This is a genomic window from Streptomyces flavusporus, assembly GCF_046267975.1.
Taxonomy (GTDB): domain Bacteria; phylum Actinomycetota; class Actinomycetes; order Streptomycetales; family Streptomycetaceae; genus Streptomyces; species Streptomyces flavusporus.
The window spans coordinates 5,665,213-5,684,918 of record NZ_CP176503.1; the positions used below are offsets into that span (position 1 = coordinate 5,665,213).

Below are 19,706 nucleotides of genomic sequence, written 5' to 3' on the forward strand. Positions count from 1 at the left end.
CCACTTCGGTGGTCCGCCGCCGTCTTTCGCGCAGCCAGAACGAACGGAAACAGCATGCTTGTCGCGGAGAATGTCGGTCACGCCTATCAGACCGCCACCGTCCTGTCCGAAGTCGACGTGACGGTGGGTGAGGGCGAGAAGGTCGCCCTCGTCGGTCCGAGTGGATCGGGGAAGACCACCCTGCTGTACTGCCTGGCGGGACTGATCCAGCCCTCCAACGGCCGTATCTCCTTCCGCGGGGAGGATCTCGGCGCGCTCGGAGATGCCCAGCGGTCCGAGCTGAGACAGCGGTCATTCGGGTTCGTCTTCCAGTCGGCGGAACTCGTCCCGGAGCTGACTCTGCGGGAGAACGTCCTGCTGCCACTGGAGCTCCAGAAAGTCCCGGTCCGAGAGCGCACGCGCAGGGTCGACGAGCTGTTGGAGCAGCTTGGGCTGGCCGAGCAGGCGAAGAAACGCCCCGCCAAGGTGTCCGGCGGTCAGGCGCAACGCGCGGCGGTCGCACGTGCGGTGGTGCACCGGCCGGCCGTGGTCTTCGCGGATGAGCCGACCGGGGCCCTGGACCGCGCCAACGGCGCGGTCGTGGTCGACGTGCTGTGGGAGCTCGCCAAGGAACAGGGCACTGCCGTGGTCATGGTCACCCATGACCGGGACCTCTCGCTCCGGGCGGACCGCTCGATCGAACTGCTCGACGGCAAGATCGTCCCGCAGCGGCCGGAGAGCCACTCATGAGCGATGTCAGGCTTCTCGTCAGGGTGCTGCGCGGCGGCGGTGCCGCCGGGCTGATCCGCCTCGCACTGATGGTGGCGGGTATCGCCATGGGCGTGGTCGTCGTCGTTCTCCTCGCCACCATGCCGGCAGCTCTGGGGAAGCGTGCCGAGATCAGCTCCGCGCGTGTGCCGCTGCCGACCACGGCACAGACCGACGCATCCGGAGCCCAGTTCACGTACCAGCTAGTACCCGGCTCGTGGGGCGGCGAGCGGTTCACCCGCATCATGGTGGCCCTCGACGCCGACGGCGCGGCACTGCCACCCGGGGTGTCGGCACTCCCCAGGCCGGGGCAGGTCGTCCTCTCTCCCGAGGCCCGCGCCAAGGCCAAGGCCGACGCGGCCTTCGCCAAGCTCGTACCGGGGGTTCCCACGGGGGAGATCTCCCCCGCGGGCCTGCTCGGCCCCGACGAGCTGTACGCCTACGTCGGTGTCCCGGCCGAGCAGATCGCCGAAGAGCGCACCGCCCGAGGCTGGGGCGGCATGAACGCGGATGTCGACGTGCGCGAGCGCTTTTCCCAGGTACCCCTTGAGCTCGCTCTGATCACCGCGGCCCCCGCGATCATCTACCTCAACGTCTGCGCCCGGCTGTCGGCCGTGACACGGACCCGCCGCTACGCCGCGCTGCGGCTCGTCGGGATGAGTCGTCAACAGGTGCTGCGTCTTGCGGCCCTGGAGTCAGCGACCGCCGGTTTCCTGGGAGCCCTGCTCGGTCTCGCCCTCTACTCGGCCGCGAACCGCTACGTCGGCCCTTCGGGGATGGTGGGGTTCAGCTGGTACGCGGACACCTCGCGCGCATCGTCGCCCATCGCCGTCGTCACCGTGGTCGTCGTGACGCTGGCCGCCGGATTCATCGGCTCCAAGAACACCTCGAAGGCACTGGCGAAGCCGCTCCAGGCTCGCTTCGAAGGGGCCGACAAACCGGCCAGGTGGTGGCACGCGTTGCCCTTCGCCCTCGGTATCGGGCTCATCGCCTACCCCGTCCTGGCCGCCGGCGGCGACGCACCCCGTGGTGCGGCGGCGACAGCGGAAGGCATCCTGCTCATCCTCGGTGTCGTCCTGGCCTCCGTCGGCATGCTCTTCGCGCTGCGCCCCGTACTCGTCGGACTGGCCCGATGGGCCGGCGGCACCCGGATCCCGCTCGCCGCCCGACTCGCCGCCCGCAAGGTCGAGTACGAGTCGCAGGGCCTGACCTGGCACCTCTCCGGCCTGGTCCTCCTGGTCCTGGTGGCCTGCATCGGCACCGGCGTACTGCGCCAGGTCGAACTGGCGTCGAGCCCCGCCACCGGACCGACCGCGGTCGCCGTCGAGGCCCGCGAGGTTCCCGCGTCGACGAGGGAACAGCTTCTCTCCCTCCCCGCCACCACACGCTGGTCGTGGCAGCTGAGCGTGATCCCCGAGCAGCCCTCCAGCACAGCTCCCGAGACGGTCGAGGACGAGGTACGGACCTTCGGAGCCACGCTGATCACGGCCGACTGCGCCACGGTGCGCCGGCTGACGGGCGAGGCGCTGCCCGACTGCCGAAACGGTACGCGCTACCGGGTCGCCGCCGGACCGCAGCAGCCCATCCCGACGGGAATGCCGATCGAGTTCCGCGACCGCAAGGGGGCCGTGACCCGGGTCACCGCCCCCGAACCGCTGCTGAAGCTCACCACAGCCTCCACTTTCGCGGCCGGCCCGACACTGCTGGACACCACGCCGCTGCCGGCTCTCGGTGTCACGTCCGACACGAGGCTCTGGTACCAACTCCCTTCGGACATCACCCTCATCGACCGCTTCGCGTCCGAACTGGCCACGGTCGCTCCGGCCGCGCTGCTGCGGGCCGGGGATCTCGATCTCGACGGCCTGGAGGACTTCCGGGTACACCGCGGGACCGTCGACACGGGCATCACCATCGCCTTCCTGCTCGGCCTCACGGCCTTCCTGGTGAGCGCCATCGGCCGCTCGCTGGAACGCCGCAAGGACATCACCGCGCTTGTGGTGGTCGGTGTCCCCGGACGCACGCTCAGGACGGTGCAGTGGCTCCAACTCCTCGCGCCGCTCTGTCTGGCCCTCGGCCTCGCAGCCGGCACCGGGGTGCTGGCGGGGAACGCGGTCCTGCTCCTCCAAGGACGGCAGAACGGCTGGTACGCGGGCACGTTCGACGCGGCAGGCCCCCTCGTGCTCATAGCCCTGGCATGCGCGGCAGGGGTGGGGGCGTTCACCGTGGGAGTCCGACCGCGGCCGGAGGATCTACGTCGTGAATAACGGAAAGGGAGAGGATATGGCGATGGCCGAGTCCGCAGTGGCCACGGCAGCCGGAGGGGAATCATCTCGCTCACCGCGCCGCAGGGTTGTGACGGCCGTTCTGGGCGTCGTACTCCTGCTCGCCGGCGGTATCTTCCTCGCGCTCGGGTACGACCAGCACAAGGTCGGGACGGAGGTGATGGCTCCTTCCTTCGACGGAGACCACACCGCCCTCGTCGACACGTTCTCGGCCGGAGGGAGCGGCGTCCGGCGCGGAGACGTCGTCGTCATCCGGGGAGGTTGGCCCGGTACCCCGGCCGGCCACCTCTTTACCCTGAGGGTCATCGGCCTCGGGGGCGACAAGGTGAGCCACGCCTCCGGCAGCGGGGTCTCAGTGAACGGCAAAGCACTCACCGAGCCGTACGCCCACGGGGACGACAACACCTTCGGCGCGTACGACATCACCGTGCCCGAGGGTCGCGTCTTCCTCCTGGGAGACTCCCGCAGCATCGCCGTGGACTCACGGACCTACCTCACAGCGGACTCGGGCACCCTGCCCGTCAGCCACATCCAGGGAAGGGTCGCCGGAACAGCCTGGCCGCTGTGGAAGCTGGCCGACGACCCCGGCGTGGAGGCCCGCTTCCCGACGCACATGATCGCATCGGCAGTGACCGTCCTCGGCGCTGCCCTGCTGATCGGCGCCGCCTGGCCGCGGATCCGCAAGGCCGCGGCCTCCGTCAGGGAGAAGCTTCCGCGCAGGGGAACAAAGGAATCCTGGTAGGCGCCGCGACCAGTTGATCGGGCCTGCACTCCTGGGTGTAGGCCCGATCGCACACCCCAGCAAACCGATCGAAGTGTGACTGCTCAAGCAACCCAGTGCGGTGCGGAGAGCGGACTGAGGTGAGGCATTCGGCAGTTCCGCGCTGTCAGAAAGCAGCTGGAAGAGCCCGGAGGCGGTCGCGGAACTCCCGTACGGTCGGCACCGCGGAATGTGGTTCGAGGTAGTTGCTGGACTTCGTCAGCAGTTTCAGGCCGATGTCAGCGGCATCCAGGGCGCCGTCGAGCTCCCGGCCGCGCCCAGTTGATCGGGCCTGCACGCTGTACTTCGGTGCTGTACAGCGGGGCTCGGCCGCGTAGCTCAAGCCCCCTCCGTCTCCCGAGGTTGCGCCGGTGCGTGCCCGTCAGATCTCGTCGGCGGTGGCGGGCTCGCCTTGGCCCGGGTGTCCGTCGGCGGGCGGGTCCGCGTCGGCGCTGCCGTGTGAAGGCCCGCTTGAGGCCCTCGGTGGCGATCGACCACGCGAAGACGGGGACGGGTGCCTGCCAGCCGAGACGGCGCGGGTGGCCGTTCGAGGACGTCCAGACGGTGGAGATCACCGCACCGTTCTCGCGCAGCGGGCGAAGTCGTTCGGCGAGGAGGCGGCCGGCGAGGCGGTCGCCCCGTTCCTCGGGGCGACGGCCCCGGCACCGCCGCGAGGACCTGCGGCGCACCTCAAACCGCGGATTGGGCATTTCCGCCTGGACCGCCTCCGCGTCAGCCACCTCACGGAGATGTTCGAGGCCATCGCCGAGGCCAACGTGGAGATCGCCGAGGGCAACGCCGCACGGCGAAAGGCATTCGAAGACCTTGCCCAGATTCCCTGGAAGGGGCGCGAGCACCGCGCTCGCCGCAAGGCGATGAAGGCGGCGATCGCCGAAATGGAGCCTCACCGCCGCATCGTGGGTCCGGCTACGCGCCAACGCGTCCGCTCCGCGCTGCGGGCCGCGCTGAACGCCGCGATCGCCCAGTAGCTCATCACCTTCAACCCAGCCGCCCACGTCGAGCTGGAGGCGGGTAAGCGTCCCAAGGCGCTGGTGTGGACGGACGAGCGCATCCTTCACTGGAAGCGGACCGGAGAGAAGCCTTCGCCGGTGATGGTCTGGACGCCGGAGCACACCGGTCTCTTCCTCGACCACGTTGCGGAGGACCGCCTGTACGCCCTGTTCCACCTGATTGCGTTCCGCGGACTGCGACGGGGCGAGGCGTGCGGGCAGAAGTGGACCGACACCAACCTGTTAGCCGGTCTCATCACCGTCGCCACGCAACTCGTCGTGGACGGCTGGGAGGTGTACGAGGACGACCCCAAGACCGACGCCGGCGCGCGGACCATCGCGCTCGACTCCGACACGGTCCAGGCCCTCAAGCGGCACCGCGCCCAGCAGGACAAGGACCGTAAGGAGTGGGAGAACGCCTGGGTGGAGACCGGCCGCGTCTTCACCAAGGAGAACGGCGAGATGCTCCACCCCGCCAACGTCATCCGGCGGTTCGTCGAACTTTGTGAGGAGACCGGCCTCCCACCGATCCGGCTCCACGACCTCCGCCACGGGGCCGCGACCCTCGCCCACGCGGCCGGGGCCGACCTGAAGAACATCCAGGAGATGCTCGGCCACTCCTCGATCACCATCACGGCCGACACGTACACGAGCCTGCTCCCCGAGGCGGACCTTGCGATCGCCGAGGCCGCAGCCCGGCTCGTACCGCGCGCCCGCGCCACCTCCGAGAACACAGCTCCCGAAGCGGAGCCAGAGCCCGCCGACGCGGAGAAGCCCGACACGGAATCCATGCCGAATGGTGCTGATCCGTTGGGAGACGTTCGGGAGATCAACTCCCCGTCCGCTCACGCAAACGGCCCCGGACGATGAGTCCGAGGCCGGTTAAAGCGCCTCCCTGGGCGAGAAACCCCAGGTCAGCGCGGTAATGCGTTGTGCCCCCGGCAGGATTCGAACCTGCGACACCCGCTTTAGGAGAGCGGTGCTCTATCCCCTGAGCTACGAAGGCAGGGATGTGTGGGCAAATGTGTTGGAAATTCACCCGTATCGGGTGGATCCCGCCCCTGAGGGGCCCCAGACATCCACAGGGTGCTCCGCCGAAGCGGTGCACCGCACACAGTCTAGCGGTTGTCGGCCGTCCGTCGGAGCGTCATGTGCTGCCTTGCGGCTATGCGCCGAGCCCTCTGTGCCGACGGGGGGTCTGTGCGTGCGTTGGTACGTGGACCGTCGCGTGCCTACCTGGTTCGGCGGCCGATGCCGAGGGCCACGGAGTTCTTGGCCCACGCGTACCCGATGTAGATGAGCAGGGCGCCGTCGGCTCCATAGGCAGGGACCCGGCGGAGGCGATGCGTTTCATCCAGGGTGGAGAAAACGGATTCGCTGTCCTGGCGGAATCCGATGAGGCGATCTCCGGCTTCTGTTCCTGGCGGAATGATTCGAAGATGCTCGGTCCTGTTGAACCTCATTCGCTTCGTTCTTGGATCCAGCGCCATGTCTTCTCGGGTCTCATACACCGGAATTCTTTCCACGTGCGGGCCGGTTCGGCAGGGGATTTCCAGGATGTGATAAAAGCGGCTTTCCTCTCCGCCTCTGTACTCGACCTCTCGGACGGGGATCGGATCGTAGAGGGTCTTTCCTTCCACGCTTAGCAAACGATCGCAGGCGCGCCCTTCGGCCGCGTAGACGTCGTGGGTGCATCCCGTGGCTTTGTATCGATATTTCTTCAGTGGGTGGGGCTTGAGTCCGTCGTACTGGCGAGTGAAGACCAACAAGCCCGCTCTGATCAGCGGAGCTCGGTGCATGCCACGCCAGGCTTTGTCGTAGACCACTGTGTGGTTTCCCGGGGCGCGTGTGCGGATCTCCAGGGCAAGACGGAGCGCAACTTTGGCTTCTTCCTGCCGGTCAGGATCCAGTTCCTCGGACTGATGCCGTGCGGTGTCCGTGTTGAGAATGATCCGGCTGTGCGGCGAGCATTCGTCGCGGACCGAGAAGGTGACGAGTTTGTTGCCGTAGATTTCCCGGTCGCCGCCTTCCAGTTGGATCGTGGCGTCAGGGTCGACCCGGTGATGCTGTAGTTCCCCGGTCTTCTCGTCGATGGTGAATTCCTCGGTCTGATCCGAGGCTGGCCGCACGACGGTTCCGTCGCCCGTGATGACTTGGCTGCGGTGGGGGCGGACCAGGGTTCCTCGCCGTTTCCGCCCGAGCATTCCTTTTGCGAGAGCCTGCTTGATCCAGGCGTCACGGCTGGCCTCTCGAAGTTCGTGCAGTGCTTCGATCATTTTGGGTCTGAAGTCATGCCAATGGTGCCGTTGGGGACCGGTCTCGGGCAGGCTGTCCGCTGTGGTGTCGCCGCGATGCTGACGGACGCCCTCACGGACGGTTTTCCACATGTGCTCGTGCTGGAAGTTGGCGCAGGCCATCTCGGCAGTCTCGAAGATCGAAATCGAGGCGAGAACGATCAGGTAGATGAACGGGGGGTACGCGGGGCGACGCCCCCGGGCGCCTGGGGTGCGTCCGGGGAAGACTTGGTCGGCCACGTCGTAAAGGTCGGGGTTGGAGACGAGGAGTTCGAGGCGCTCGAGTTCGGGCAAGGAGCGGGCGGGAGGCCCCGGAGGTTCGCGGCGGCTGAGACTGAATACGTCCCTGGGAACGGGGCCCATGACGTAGTCCGGCTTCCGCTTGGCCTTCTTCTTGGGTTTGGAGGCAGGGGTATGTCGCTTCGGCGCACCCATCAGTCCTCCGTCCCTGATGGCCGCCAGTGGTAGCCGGCGAGCTTGGCGGCGCGGTCCAGCGAGGCGAGACCGAGGCGAAGCGCGACCTCGGCGATCTGCCCGGTCTCCGCGTGGATCTTGGCGGCGAGCCAGCTGGATACGTCCCGCGGCGTGGCGGACCGTCCCTTGGGTGCGATTCCGCTGGCGCGTACGACCTCGCCGAACGTGGTGCAGATGCTGGACTGCATCCGGTGGGTGGGGGCGGTGCCGTTCGTGGTGAGTGTCTGGGGGCGGTCGGAGCCGGACTGCTGCTGGACATACTCGGCGCGGAGGCGGAGGACTTCCCGGTTCCACGGATCATCGAGCGGGCAGTAGCGAGCAGTGATCCGGGCTGCGCCCACGGCCCAGACGCGCTCGTGCTCGAGATCCAGATCGGTGACGCCGGCGAGGCCGATTTCGCCGGTGTGGAGACCGGACAACAGCAGGCCGAGCACGGCGGCGTGCCTGGTCTGCGGCATCCCTCGCTCAGCGTAGAAGCGGAGTTGGTCGATGTCGGTATCGGTGAGGATGCCGGTGGGGCGCGGTTGCGAGCGAGGGATCGGCGGGAGGTCCAAGAGCGGCGCCCGAGTGGTCAGCGCAAGTCTCCGGGCCTCCGCGAAGAAGGCGTCGACCGATGACCGGCGAACTCGGCGGGTGCTGTCGGCTGGGCAGGTGACCAACCGCCCATGACGGTCGTGCCCGGGTGCGTCAATGAAGGCCTGGGCGACAGTGTCGGTGATGTCATCAAGGCGATCGAGGCCGAGCGCCAGGGCGAAACGTAGAAGTCTTTCGGTGTTGGTGATGTAGGAGTCCGCCGTCTGCGGCCTGAGTGCGCCGCGGGCAACCTTCTCCTGCCACTGCTGGGCGACCTGACGAAGAGCCGCCCGCAGAGTGACCCTACGCACGACGGCCACCTCGCAGGCCGAACTGGCTTTGCTGGAGGGGGTGTGTGAGCAGGGGAATCATCGAAACGTATGGGGTACGGCGCGCTGGCACGCTACCGTGACTGGTGGCTCTCGCTCTGTGTGAGGGCACGCCAAAGCCCCCCTTTCTCGCGGTTCGCGCCGCGACAAGGCCTACGGGGTGACGGTGGCGGGTCCGGAGAGGCGTGATCCTTAGCCGGGGAAGCGCATCTCCGGACCCGAACTCATGACTGGGGGGTCGACTGGCGGCTCCTCATCGCGGGGACGACTACGGACATCTCTCTGCTGGACGCGTAGACGGTGAGCCAGGTCTTCAAGCTCACCCGCCCCAGGTCCGACAAATGCAGGGGCTGATCGAGTTCCACGGTGGGAGCACCCGTGTCGGCCCGAGCGCAAGCGCGTGCCTCGGCGAGGATGCTCAGAACACCGTGGAGCTGCTGATGCAGTTTCGCGGCCGCATCCGGCGTCATATAGCGGACATACTTCAGCCAGAGTGGGTCAGAAAGGAGTTCTGCCGGGTCCTCCTCGTAGACCGGGACAGTGCGGTCGTCCTCTGCCTCCGTGGTACCGCGGGGAGAGGCCTCGGATGAGGGAGTCTGAACATCCTCTGCATCGAGGTCTCGGTCCGCAGGAGGTTCCTCCGCCTGGACGCGCTCCTCGCCGCCGGGGTGTGACGAACCACTGTTCCGCGCGGTGCCTGAGCGGGCTTTCTGTTGCGCCTCCTCATCCCATGGCCGGGGACTGGGCGAGTCCTCAGGGGGACGGGGTGTCGCGTCTTCGAACCAGCGGACGAACCCGTCGGGCTCCTCGATCAGAAGGCCGGAAAGGATCATCAGCTCCATGAGCTTGTCGACCGACCGGCGGTGCGTGGCGCCGCCCCCGGCCAGCATCATGAAGCGGGCGTGCAAGCCGTCGCGCAGTCCAGGGCCCTGGGCGAGCCTGTTCCGTGCGCTCTTGGTGAACCACGTCTGATTCCATGCCTTGCGTAGTACGGCTTTGCCGAGCTCGGCATCCTTTGCCCATGCTTCCGCCACCCGTGTCGCCATGGGGGTTGCGAGGTACATGCCCCTACCTGGGGCCTTCGTGACGAGACCGCAGTACTCGAAGAACGCCATCGTGAGCCCGACGCGCCCGGCATTCAAACCGAGCTTCGCCTTGACGTCGTGCACCGAAAACGGCTGCGGCAGGATGCCCATCGTGCAGGCAATAGAGAGCTGCTCCTGCGCGACCACCCGGTTCGTAGGCAGTTCACGCGAAGGTGCGGTCTTCTCAGTGGATCTCTGACCCGGCATCGCCCCTCCTGTGTCCTCTGCGCACAGACGGGCGCCTGGGCAGCGTAGGACACGGCGGCGCAGTGGTGCAGGGAAATCGACCACATTGCAGTGCAGTCCAACTCCCAGTCCCTGAAGGGAAGTTCCCGCATGAACGGCCCGGCAGGGGGCGACAGGACATCGAACACGTATCGAGGCATGCAACTCCGCAGGTGAGTTGCCCTGCCACAAGCCGGCCGTCGTGATTGCCGGGTCGGTGCGGCAAGTCATACGCGTTGCACTGCGACAGTTCCGCAGGTTCTCTTGCACAGGCGAGGCCCCCTCGGGCATCCCGAGAGGATTGGTGCCTCTTTCAGCGATCTGGTTCATGCGCGGCTTTCTCGAAATCACGCTCCGTTACTTGCTATACAAGTAGCATTAGGGGGTGGGGGACGCATCCCGAGTGCGCCTCGGCCACACTTATGCCGTGCCTGGAGGAATGAGACGTGCCAAGAAGCCGAGCAGCTTCGCCATCGACGGCGACTGGCCGCACGCCGTGATGGAGCCGCATCGAGGTGCTCGCGTTGCACAGGCCATAGCCCGCAAACTCGCTGAGGCGATGGCAGAGCGGGGGATCAGCGCCAACGCCCTCGCTAAAAAAAGTGGTGTCAATCGACAGGTCATCACCAACGTGCTCAACGGCACCGTCTGGCCCGACATGTTGACGCTCGTGGACCTGGAGGGGGCCCTGGGTGTCCTGCTCTGGCCCGACCACACGCAGTGGAGGATCCCCGAGCCGGGCACTGCAGAGACGTCGCCAAGACCGCATAGAGGATAGAAGGCGCTCTTACCTCTACTCGTGGTAGGCGTAGTGGGAGGCGATTCGAGCGCTCGGCGGGACGTGCTTGAGGATGGAACGATGCCTTTGCCGATCGGGCGGAGGAGAAGGTCTTCGGGGGCGGTCCGTACCCCTCGGCGGGGTGACGAGCCCCCGCCGACCACGGTGACTCGGGTTGTGCAGCCGAATGTCAGTGGTCGCCCCTATCGTCGGTATCAGAGGGCTCCTCGAAACCGAGTGTGGGACTTGGCTTTGTGCTGGTCAGGCATGGTGTGGGGCGGGTGAGGTAGGTCCAGTGCGTCCGTGGATGTGGCGTGCTGGAGGTGCGTGATGGCGTCGGTGCTGGGGCGGCTGGAGGAGCGGGAGCGTGCGGCCCGGAGGCGGGTGGAGGAGTTGCAGGCCGAGCTAGGGCGTGTTTCGAAAGTGCTGGTCACAGCCACTCATTGATGGCCGCGACCAGCACGGTCGCTTCGTAGCGGACGGCAAGCTTGTCGTATCGCGTGGCGACCGCGCGGTGGCGTTTGAGGCGATTGATCCCGCACTCCACCGCGTGGCGCTCTTTGTAGTCGGCCGGGTCGAACTTCGGCGGACGGCCCCCGCGGGAGCCGCGCTTCTTGCGGTTGGCGATCTGATCGCGCTTCTCCGGGATGGTGCAGCGGATCCCCCGTCGGTGCAGGTAGGCGCGGTTCGCGCGGGAGCCGTACGCCTTGTCGGCGCGGACGATGTCGGGCAGGGTGCGCGGGCGTCCAGGCCCGAGCCGGGGCACGCGGATGCGGCCGAGGACGACCTGGAACTGCGGGGAGTCTCCGCGCTGCCCGGCCGTGATCACCAGCGACATCGGCTTCTGGGCCTGCTCGACCGCCAGGTGCAGCTTGGTGGTCAGCCCGCCGCGGGAGCGTCCGAGCCCGTGGTCGTCGGGCTCGGTGAAGACCCCGCCGGGCGGCTCGACCTGGAGATCCCCCTTTTGCGAGCGCCGGCCGCGTGCTGGTGGGCGCGGGCGATGGTGGAGTCCACCGAGACCTCCCAGGTGATCAGGCCCTTCGCGTCGGCCCGGGCCTGGAGCTGTTCCAGGATGCGGTGCCAGGTGCCGTCGCGCTGCCAGCGGCGGAACAGTCCGTACACCGTCTCCCACGGCCCATACCGTTCGGGGAGGTCCCGCCACGGTATGCCGGTCCGGGTGCGGAACCGTATCCCGTTGATCAGCTGCCGCTTGGTGTGCACCGGCGGACGTCCGGACCTGATGCCCTTCGGCAACAGCGGCTCCAGCACCGCCCACTGAGCTTCTGTCAGATCTCCCCGAGTCACGAGACGTGATCATCGCACGACCTTGATCCACTTCTGAAACACGCCCTAGTACTGCAATCACAGTTATGGGGTCTGGCCTCGGCGTTTGTAGTGGCTGAGGCGAGCACGGGTCTGACTGAGCCGTCTCCACCATGACCAGTGCAGATGGTGCGTCGGGGTGAGGTGTTGTGGGCGGAGGAGTAGTCCGATCAGGCGGCGGATCTCCGCGACGGACAGGGGTATCAGGCGGGTTTGTCCAAGATCGCTGCCCCCTTTGACAGTTCCTGGGCACGGATGGCGGTCAGTGCGGCGAGTGCGGCCATGGACAGGGTGATGTGCCGGTACCAGGCGTCGTAGCGGCGGACCTGGTAGTGGTCCAGGCCGCACTCGTTCTTTGCGGCCTGGAAGCATTCCTCGACCTGCCACCGGGCCCCGGCCACCCGGGCCAGGTCCCTCAGCCGGGTGCCGACCGGGCCGTAGCAGACGTAGTAAGCAATCTCGGTCGGGTCACTGAGGCTGCGGCGGGCCAGTACCCAGTGGCCGAAGCCGTTCTCCCACCAGATCCGGATCGGCACCCGGGCCCAGTCGTAGAACCTGCGCCCGTGGGCGCCGGCTCCTGCCGACACGCGTTTCCACGCCTGCCGCGGCAGGCCGGCCACCAAGGCGTCGACCCGGGCCTCGGCGCCCCGGGTGGTGATGACGGTGTCGTTGACCTTGGTCGCCAGCACGTGCGCGACCGCGCGCTGCTCCAGCCAGTACCGCAGTCGCTTGACCTGCCCGTATGCCTCGTCTGCGGTCACCCACGCGAACGGCACCTTCGCATCCAGAGCGCGCTGGAGCATGGCTTGGAAGTGCTCGATCTTCGTGGCGAACGGCACATCGTCCGGGATACCGGCCGCCCGGCACCGCTCCCGGTCGTCCGTCCAGGACTTCGGCAGATACAACTCCCGGTCGATCAACGCCCGCCCTCGCCGGGAGGCGTAGGCGAGGAAGGTGCCGATCTGGCAGTTCTCGGTCCGGCCTGCGGTGCCGGAGTACTGCCTCTGCACCCCGGCCGAGCGGACTCCCTTTTTCAGGAACCCGGTGTCGTCACCGATCAACACTGCGTCCTTGTCACCGATACTCTCGATGACGAAGTCACGGACGTCATCGCGGACCCCGTCAGCGTCCCAGTCAGCCTCGCCCAGCAGCCGCTGCATCCCGATCGGATGCGCCTCACCGGCTCGTTCCGCCAGTGACCAGCCGTTCTTGCGCTCCAGCGGCGCCACCAGCCCGGTCATGTACTCCAGCGACCGGCCCCGTGGCTCCGAGCGGGCAAACCGCGACGCGAACCGCGCGTGTAACCCCACCAACGCCTCACGCCAGGACTCGACTTGACGCACACCAAGATCCACAGACACCGGGACACTCAATCACACCAGACCCCATAACTGTGATTGCAGTACTAGTACTGCAATCACAGTTATGGGGTCTGGCCTCGGCGTTTGTAGTGGCTGAGGCGAGCACGGGTCTGACTGAGCCGTCTCCACCATGACCAGTGCAGATGGTGCGTCGGGGTGAGGTGTTGTGGGCGGAGGAGTAGTCCGATCAGGCGGCGGATCTCCGCGACGGACAGGGGTATCAGGCGGGTTTGTCCAAGATCGCTGCCCCCTTTGACAGTTCCTGGGCACGGATGGCGGTCAGTGCGGCGAGTGCGGCCATGGACAGGGTGATGTGCCGGTACCAGGCGTCGTAGCGGCGGACCTGGTAGTGGTCCAGGCCGCACTCGTTCTTTGCGGCCTGGAAGCATTCCTCGACCTGCCACCGGGCCCCGGCCACCCGGGCCAGGTCCCTCAGCCGGGTGCCGACCGGGCCGTAGCAGACGTAGTAAGCAATCTCGGTCGGGTCACTGAGGCTGCGGCGGGCCAGTACCCAGTGGCCGAAGCCGTTCTCCCACCAGATCCGGATCGGCACCCGGGCCCAGTCGTAGAACCTGCGCCCGTGGGCGCCGGCTCCTGCCGACACGCGTTTCCACGCCTGCCGCGGCAGGCCGGCCACCAAGGCGTCGACCCGGGCCTCGGCGCCCCGGGTGGTGATGACGATGTCGTTGACCTTGGTCGCCAGCACGTGCGCGACCGCGCGCTGCTCCAGCCAGTACCGCAGTCGCTTGACCTGCCCGTATGCCTCGTCTGCGGTCACCCACGCGAACGGCACCTTCGCATCCAGAGCGCGCTGGAGCATGGCTTGGAAGTGCTCGATCTTCGTGGCGAACGGCACATCGTCCGGGATACCGGCCGCCCGGCACCGCTCCCGGTCGTCCGTCCAGGACTTCGGCAGATACAACTCCCGGTCGATCAACGCCCGCCCTCGCCGGGAGGCGTAGGCGAGGAAGGTGCCGATCTGGCAGTTCTCGGTCCGGCCTGCGGTGCCGGAGTACTGCCTCTGCACCCCGGCCGAGCGGACTCCCTTTTTCAGGAACCCGGTGTCGTCACCGATCAACACTGCGTCCTTGTCACCGATACTCTCGATGACGAAGTCACGGACGTCATCGCGGACCCCGTCAGCGTCCCAGTCAGCCTCGCCCAGCAGCCGCTGCATCCCGATCGGATGCGCCTCACCGGCTCGTTCCGCCAGTGACCAGCCGTTCTTGCGCTCCAGCGGCGCCACCAGCCCGGTCATGTACTCCAGCGACCGGCCCCGTGGCTCCGAGCGGGCAAACCGCGACGCGAACCGCGCGTGTAACCCCACCAACGCCTCACGCCAGGACTCGACTTGACGCACACCAAGATCCACAGACACCGGGACACTCAATCACACCAGACCCCATAACTGTGATTGCAGTACTAGGTGTATTGACCCGCAGGCTTGTTGACGCGGCTGATGGGTGGCGGGCCATCGAGCGCGGTGTGGCACCGGTGGTAGTTGTAGGTGTGCAGGTAGTCCGCCAGGGCTTCGGTGCGTTCAGCGTTGCTGGAGTACGGGCGCACGTACGCCCATTCGTCGAGCAAGGTGCGATTCAGGCGCTCCACCTTGCCGTTCGTTTGCGGACGGTAGGGCCGGGTGCGTTTGTGGATGATGTTTGCGGCGCTCAGGGTCTGTCCGAACAGTGTGGATCTTAGATCTTTTCCCGCAGCCCTGGTCATCCCGGCATCTGCTCAGGACTCGGCCGCTGTCGTACTCAGAGCGCGGAACGGACTGTGGGAGACACGATGGGGCGTGGGCGCCGGCACGGATTCACCTGCCGACACCCCTCATAGGCTGCATCTCCCGGCGGCGAGTGCCGTGATCGCGCACTCGGCGGCGTGCCGTGCCGCGAGCGCGGAAGGGAAGGGCCCGCAACCGTGGGAAGCGCGGCCGGTCGGTCCGTTCGTGATACGCCACTGCCAGGCAGTGTGTGCGGCAGGGGGCGAGGGGTGGTGCCAGACGGGCTGTGCGGAGGAGGGTGGGTTCTCCGCGTTCTGGACCAGTACGTCGTGGACCACTCCGCCGATCACGGTAGAGGAACGCCTCACGTTGTCGTCGGTGCTCCAGGCCAGGGGCGTCGGGGAGGACTCCGACACTTCCAGGAGGACATCGGCGAAGTCGGCCAGAGTCCGATACAGCGCGGCACGAGCCGTGTCGCTGTGGTGACGGCCCCACCGGCATGGGGTCCGTTCGGCGATTTCGTCCACGATGACCTGCGCGGCGATGTCGTCCAGAGAGTCCGGCTGTTCGAGGCGTTCCCGCGCCAGAGATGCGGTGGCGCCCCACGCGAGGTCGTCGTGGGTCATGGCGGTGCAGCGTGCCAGCGTCCACAGGTCGGCGGGCCCCAGGTCGTCGACCGTGTGCTGGATGCAGCGGGCGACCGCGTCCGACAGGGGCGGGACGTGGGCGTTCAGGAGGCCGGCGCGCACCTCGGTGGCCGCGCTCACGTCGCCCGGTTGCAGCGCGCCCAGCGGCAGCGAGGTCGCTGCGTGAAGTACGCGCCCGTAGACGCGCCGTGCCGGATGAGGACCGGAGGGCGGTGCAGGGCGCCCCGACAGGGAGCACAAGGCGTCCAGCAGGTTCACCGGTGCAACCCTCAGGTTGACGCACGCTCTCGACAGGCGATCATCCATCGTGTCCCCCTCCTCTTTCAGGGATGGAGGCCGGTCTGGCGCGGTCCCGGGGGCCGCGCCAGACCGGCCTTGCCCTGTAGCCGAGTCAGTCGTCCAGGACTGCCAGGGCGTCGATCTCCACGAGCAGTCCCGGAGGGAGCTGCATGTAAACGGTGGTGCGGGCGGGGAAGGGTTCGCCGACGGCCGCCGCGTACGCCTCGTTCAGCTCGGGCAGGTGGGCGGGGTCGGTGAGGTAGACGCGGAGCATCACGATGTCCTTCAGTCCGGCGCCGGCCGCCTTGAGTACGGCGGTGACGTTGCGCAGCGTCTGCGTGGTCTGCTCGGCGACCGTGGTGCCGACGACCGCGCCGGTGGCCGGGTCGAACGGGAGTTGCCCGGAGACCTGAAGAATCGGGCCCTTGCGGATGCCCTGGGACAGCGGGGCTGCCGGAGTGGGTGCGTTCTCGGTGGTGATGACGGTTCTCATGGTGTGTCCTTCACGGAAGGGCGCACAGAGCGATCTGTGCGACGGGGTCAGGCCCAGGCCTGTCGTTCCTGGCTGCGGGGGTCGTCGACCTGGGTCCACTCGGCGTCGATGTGCATCGTGGTCCGGCGTGTGGTGTCGTACTGGTCCCAGCCGGGGTTGCCGGTCCTGGCGAAGCGGATCCAGGCCTCGTGCGTGCGGGGGGCGAGGTCCGCGGGGGGCTTGTCGGGGCCGAGCAGGACGCCCTCACCCGCCAGCTGCGGGAGTTCGGCGATGTCGAAGACGAAGGGGAGTTCCATCGTGTGGGTGGCGCCGAGGTCTCCGCCCAGGGCCTGGGAACGCCAGGCGAACTCGTAGCTGAACGTGGCGGACTGGGGGTGCGCGGCATGTGCGCCGACCAGGGCCCAGCTGCCCGCGCCGAACAGCGCGTCACCCATGATGGCCGACCGCAGCTCACCGAAGGACGCCTCGGGGCGGGTGGTGCGGTACGTCTCCACGAGCTGCGCGGGCTTGGGGTGCGAGCGCGCCGCCGTATCGTCGACATCGTCGGCGGTCGAGGTTGCGAACTTGTCCACCGGGACCAGGTAGAGGTTTCCCTCCTCGGTATTGGTCCCGACGAGCAGGTCGACATCGGCGCTCAGACCGGCGCCGACGGATACGGCGGGCTGTGTGTCGAGCACCAGGCTGAAGGGGCTGAGGCCGATCAGCGGATCGTGGTGCGTCTCGGTCCGCAGGTCGATGCCCGCGAGCCGGGAGGCGGCCTCCACCAGGCGCTCGTCGGAGATGTCCGCGAAGGCGTCGGTGTGCGGCTCGATGCCCAGTTCCTCGGCCGCGGTCTTGGTGACACGGGCGGCCTGCTCGGAGGTGAACGCCCCCAGACCGCTGCCGCTCTGCACGATCGCCCGGCGGAACAGGCCCGCGGCCTCAGGGGTGGCGAGGATGCCGCCGACGACGGTCGCCCCGGCCGACTGGCCGAAGAGGGTGACGTTGTCCGGGTCACCGCCGAAGGCGGCGATGTTCTCCCGCACCCAGCGCAGCGCCGCGACGACATCGAGCAGGCCGCGGTTGGCGGGCGCCCCGGGGATGTCGAGGAACCCGGCGATGCCCAGCCGGTAGTTGAGTGTGACCAGGACGACGCCGTCGCGGGCGAAGGCGGAACCGTCGTACAGCGCGGACCGCGTCGATCCGGCGACGTACCCGCCGCCGTGGACGAACACCATCACGGGCAGAGCGCTGTCCGCGGTGGTGGGCTGGAAGACGTTGACGGTGAGGTAGTCCTCGCCACGGCTCCAGCCGGCGCCGAAGTAGGGGGCCATGTTGATGCTGCCGAGCTTCCGCTCGGACTGCGGGGCGTTGGGGCCGGGCACGGTGGCGTCCCGTACGCCGTCCCAGGGCTCGTGCGGCTGCGGCGGGGCGAACCGGCCGGCGCCCATCGGAGGAGCGGCGTAGGGGATGTTCAGGAAGGTGGCGGTGCCGTCGTCCTGACGGAGACCGCGGACGGCTCCCTGTGCGGTGGTGACGACGGGCTCGGGTTCGTGGCTCACAGCTATGCCTTTCCGGGGGCGTCAGCCCTGCTCGGAGTACGGGGCGAAGGGCGCCCAGCCCTTGATGTCGAACGTGTTGCCGTTACGCGCGATTTCGGCGCCACCGTGACCACCCAGGTGCGCGGGGATCAGGAGCGCGTTGTTGTCGGCCGCCCAGCCCAGCACCTTGCGGCGGGTGGCGCGGGCGCCCGCGGGGTCCTCGCAGAAGCAGCTGTTGGCGTCCGGCTCGACGATCTGCACCGGGTTGTGCAGCAGGTCACCGACGAACACCGCGCGGTCCGTCCCGGAACTGAGGGTCAGCACGGAGGAGCCGGGGGTGTGTCCGGGAGCCGCGTCCAGGCGCAGGTCGGCATCGATCTGGTGGCTGTTTTCCCACAGCAGCGTCTGGCCGGCCTGGTGCACCGGGGCCACGCTGTCCTCGAAGACGTTCTGGTTGCCGCGGCCGGGCAGCGGCTGGTGGCCGTTTGCCGGGTTCCAGAAGTCGAAGTCATCCTTCGGCATCAGATAGGTGGCGTTGGGAAAGGTGGGAACCCAACTCCGCCCGTCCAGGTACGTGTTCCAGCCGACGTGATCGATGTGCAGATGCGTGTTGATCACGATGTCCACGTCCTCGGGCTGGACACCTGCCCGGGCGAGGTTGGCCAGGAAGTCTGTCTCCAGGTGGCTCCAGACCGGCGCGTACGGGCGCTCCTTGTGGTTGCCCACACCGGTGTCGACGAGGATGGTCTTGCCTCCGCTGCGCAGCAGCCAGGTCTGGATCGCGGAATTCACGGTGTTGGTCTCGGAGTCCAGAAAATGCGGGGCCAGCCAGTGGACGCTGTCCTTCCAGACTTCCTTCGAGCTTTCCGGGAAGAAGGCATGGGGCTCCATTTCGACGGACCCGTAGTATTCCCAAACACGGGTGATAGAGACGTTGCCGAGCGCAATCTGTTCCATGTGATTTCCTTGGAGCTCGTAAGGTTTACCCAACCGTACGAGCGGCTTCAGCGGGCGCGGTATCCGTCACGTGACTGCACCGGTGCGTACGGCTCTGAACACGGGCTTTTCCTCTTGTAGGCCAGGTGAAAGGCGAGGCGGTTCCCCGTTTCGAGTTCCGTTCCCGGATGCCTTGCGGACGAGTACGTGGCCACCTCGCCGCATTCACGAGACGGCAGCCGGGTCCGTATGCCCACTTGCTGGCCGTGTCGTGTGCGGTGATTGTCCCTTCCTTTCACGTCGGCGGCTTTGATGCCTGCAAATCAGCGAAATGCACGGGTGCGCGGTCATCCCGTGATACGTTCTGGCGGGTGTCAGAGGGCTTGGGCGCCTTTGCGCTGGTCTTCGAGATCGACGCAGCGCACCGCGACAGCCGGGGCCGGCCCGTGCGGCGACGGGATGTCAACGCTTTCGGGGCGGGACCATGGTGGTGCGGCCGGGGTCCGGGACGAGCGGGTCCACAAGCGCGGTCAAGGTCGCGTCGAGGCGACTGATGTGCTGCAGCAGGCGACACTCCTGCGACGGCCGGCTGCGGCTGACGCGCAGCTCCTCCGAGAGCAGGGACAGTGCCTTGACGACTCTGGGGCGTGCCGTGTGCGAGGAGAATCCCGGTCGATGGCCGGTGACGCGGATCAGGTGGGCCACGGTTTCGTGCGCACGGTCGGCCGCGGCAGTGAGGCGGGGGGCGCATTTCGAAGCATGGCCCGCTGGGAGACGCTCGGCCGTGGCGGCCAGGCTCCGTGCGTGGTACGCGCCGGCCTCGAGGAGTTCCAGCAGGTGGCGGGTGTGGTGCCGTCGGCCGCGCTG

General features: G+C 67.8%; 16 protein-coding genes, 1 tRNA gene and 2 pseudogenes. 5 read left to right on the forward strand and 14 right to left on the reverse strand.

Annotated features, from left to right (window positions below; translation table 11 throughout):
• The first annotated feature begins 54 nt into the window (after window positions 1-54).
• From ACKTSN_RS26930 to lepB, 3 genes are read left to right on the forward strand one after another with little or no spacing between them, the layout of a single operon-like run.
• Window positions 55-729 carry an ABC transporter ATP-binding protein gene (locus ACKTSN_RS26930; RefSeq protein WP_409471463.1) on the forward strand — a complete coding sequence of 225 codons (675 nt, stop codon included), beginning with the start codon at window positions 55-57 and terminating at the stop codon, window positions 727-729.
• A complete protein-coding gene (locus ACKTSN_RS26935) occupies window positions 726-3,011 on the forward strand; it encodes an FtsX-like permease family protein (protein WP_409471464.1) in 2,286 nt (761 codons plus the stop codon). The genes ACKTSN_RS26930 and ACKTSN_RS26935 overlap by 4 nt, the downstream gene beginning before the upstream one ends.
• 22 nt (window positions 3,012-3,033) lie before the next feature.
• Complete coding sequence (lepB, locus tag ACKTSN_RS26940) at window positions 3,034-3,771, forward strand: signal peptidase I (protein WP_409471465.1); 738 nt, start codon at window positions 3,034-3,036, stop codon at window positions 3,769-3,771.
• A 145-nt stretch (window positions 3,772-3,916) separates the two neighbouring features.
• On the opposite strand, the gene ACKTSN_RS26945 is transcribed toward lepB, so the two are convergent.
• Window positions 3,917-4,132, reverse strand: a complete 216-nt coding sequence (locus ACKTSN_RS26945) for a hypothetical protein (protein WP_409471466.1) — start codon at window positions 4,130-4,132, stop codon at window positions 3,917-3,919.
• Between the two features lie 343 nt (window positions 4,133-4,475).
• Here ACKTSN_RS26945 and ACKTSN_RS26950 point away from each other — a divergent pair.
• Window positions 4,476-5,685: pseudogene (locus ACKTSN_RS26950) on the forward strand (site-specific integrase); the annotation flags it as partial.
• Between the two features lie 47 nt (window positions 5,686-5,732).
• Here ACKTSN_RS26950 and ACKTSN_RS26955 read toward each other — a convergent pair.
• The 4 genes from ACKTSN_RS26955 to ACKTSN_RS26970 all read right to left on the reverse strand — a co-directional run bounded on the left by ACKTSN_RS26955 (window position 5,733) and on the right by ACKTSN_RS26970 (window position 9,761).
• A tRNA-Arg gene (locus ACKTSN_RS26955) sits at window positions 5,733-5,805 on the reverse strand.
• A 226-nt stretch (window positions 5,806-6,031) separates the two neighbouring features.
• Window positions 6,032-7,528 (reverse strand): hypothetical protein, encoded by a 1,497-nt coding sequence (locus ACKTSN_RS26960; protein ID WP_409471467.1) that lies wholly within the window; start codon window positions 7,526-7,528, stop codon window positions 6,032-6,034.
• Window positions 7,528-8,451, reverse strand: coding sequence for a hypothetical protein (locus ACKTSN_RS26965; protein ID WP_409471468.1), 924 nt, complete (start codon window positions 8,449-8,451; stop codon window positions 7,528-7,530). The genes ACKTSN_RS26960 and ACKTSN_RS26965 overlap by 1 nt, the downstream gene beginning before the upstream one ends.
• Window positions 8,452-8,693: 242 nt before the next feature.
• Window positions 8,694-9,761: a hypothetical protein gene (locus tag ACKTSN_RS26970; RefSeq protein WP_409471469.1), complete on the reverse strand. Its 1,068-nt coding sequence runs from the start codon at window positions 9,759-9,761 to the stop codon at window positions 8,694-8,696.
• A 457-nt stretch (window positions 9,762-10,218) separates the two neighbouring features.
• Between ACKTSN_RS26970 and ACKTSN_RS26975 the strand changes: the two genes are divergently transcribed.
• Window positions 10,219-10,557 carry a helix-turn-helix domain-containing protein gene (locus tag ACKTSN_RS26975; RefSeq protein WP_409471470.1) on the forward strand — a complete coding sequence of 113 codons (339 nt, stop codon included), beginning with the start codon at window positions 10,219-10,221 and terminating at the stop codon, window positions 10,555-10,557.
• A gap of 430 nt (window positions 10,558-10,987) precedes the next feature.
• On the opposite strand, the gene ACKTSN_RS26980 is transcribed toward ACKTSN_RS26975, so the two are convergent.
• The 9 genes and pseudogenes from ACKTSN_RS26980 to ACKTSN_RS27020 form a co-directional block, all read right to left on the reverse strand.
• A protein-coding gene (locus ACKTSN_RS26980) for an IS5 family transposase (RefSeq protein ID WP_409471471.1) occupies window positions 10,988-11,862 on the reverse strand; the annotation gives its coding sequence in 2 pieces (ribosomal slippage) (window positions 10,988-11,470 and window positions 11,473-11,862; 873 coding nt in all).
• A gap of 221 nt (window positions 11,863-12,083) precedes the next feature.
• Window positions 12,084-13,223: an IS701 family transposase gene (locus ACKTSN_RS26985; RefSeq protein ID WP_409470389.1), complete on the reverse strand. Its 1,140-nt coding sequence runs from the start codon at window positions 13,221-13,223 to the stop codon at window positions 12,084-12,086.
• Between the two features lie 238 nt (window positions 13,224-13,461).
• Window positions 13,462-14,601 carry an IS701 family transposase gene (locus ACKTSN_RS26990; protein WP_409471472.1) on the reverse strand — a complete coding sequence of 380 codons (1,140 nt, stop codon included), beginning with the start codon at window positions 14,599-14,601 and terminating at the stop codon, window positions 13,462-13,464.
• A gap of 62 nt (window positions 14,602-14,663) precedes the next feature.
• Window positions 14,664-14,948 (reverse strand): annotated as a pseudogene (locus ACKTSN_RS26995) (integrase core domain-containing protein); the annotation flags it as partial.
• Between the two features lie 123 nt (window positions 14,949-15,071).
• Window positions 15,072-15,731 (reverse strand): hypothetical protein, encoded by a 660-nt coding sequence (locus ACKTSN_RS27000; protein ID WP_409471473.1) that lies wholly within the window; start codon window positions 15,729-15,731, stop codon window positions 15,072-15,074.
• Between the two features lie 271 nt (window positions 15,732-16,002).
• Window positions 16,003-16,383 (reverse strand): RidA family protein, encoded by a 381-nt coding sequence (locus ACKTSN_RS27005; RefSeq protein ID WP_409471474.1) that lies wholly within the window; start codon window positions 16,381-16,383, stop codon window positions 16,003-16,005.
• 47 nt (window positions 16,384-16,430) lie between these two features.
• Window positions 16,431-17,924, reverse strand: coding sequence for a carboxylesterase/lipase family protein (locus ACKTSN_RS27010; RefSeq protein WP_409471475.1), 1,494 nt, complete (start codon window positions 17,922-17,924; stop codon window positions 16,431-16,433).
• A 21-nt stretch (window positions 17,925-17,945) separates the two neighbouring features.
• Window positions 17,946-18,860 carry an MBL fold metallo-hydrolase gene (locus tag ACKTSN_RS27015; RefSeq protein ID WP_409471476.1) on the reverse strand — a complete coding sequence of 305 codons (915 nt, stop codon included), beginning with the start codon at window positions 18,858-18,860 and terminating at the stop codon, window positions 17,946-17,948.
• Window positions 18,861-19,301: 441 nt separating this feature from the next.
• Window positions 19,302-19,544, reverse strand: coding sequence for a hypothetical protein (locus tag ACKTSN_RS27020; RefSeq protein ID WP_409471477.1), 243 nt, complete (start codon window positions 19,542-19,544; stop codon window positions 19,302-19,304).
• Window positions 19,545-19,706: the final 162 nt, after the last annotated feature.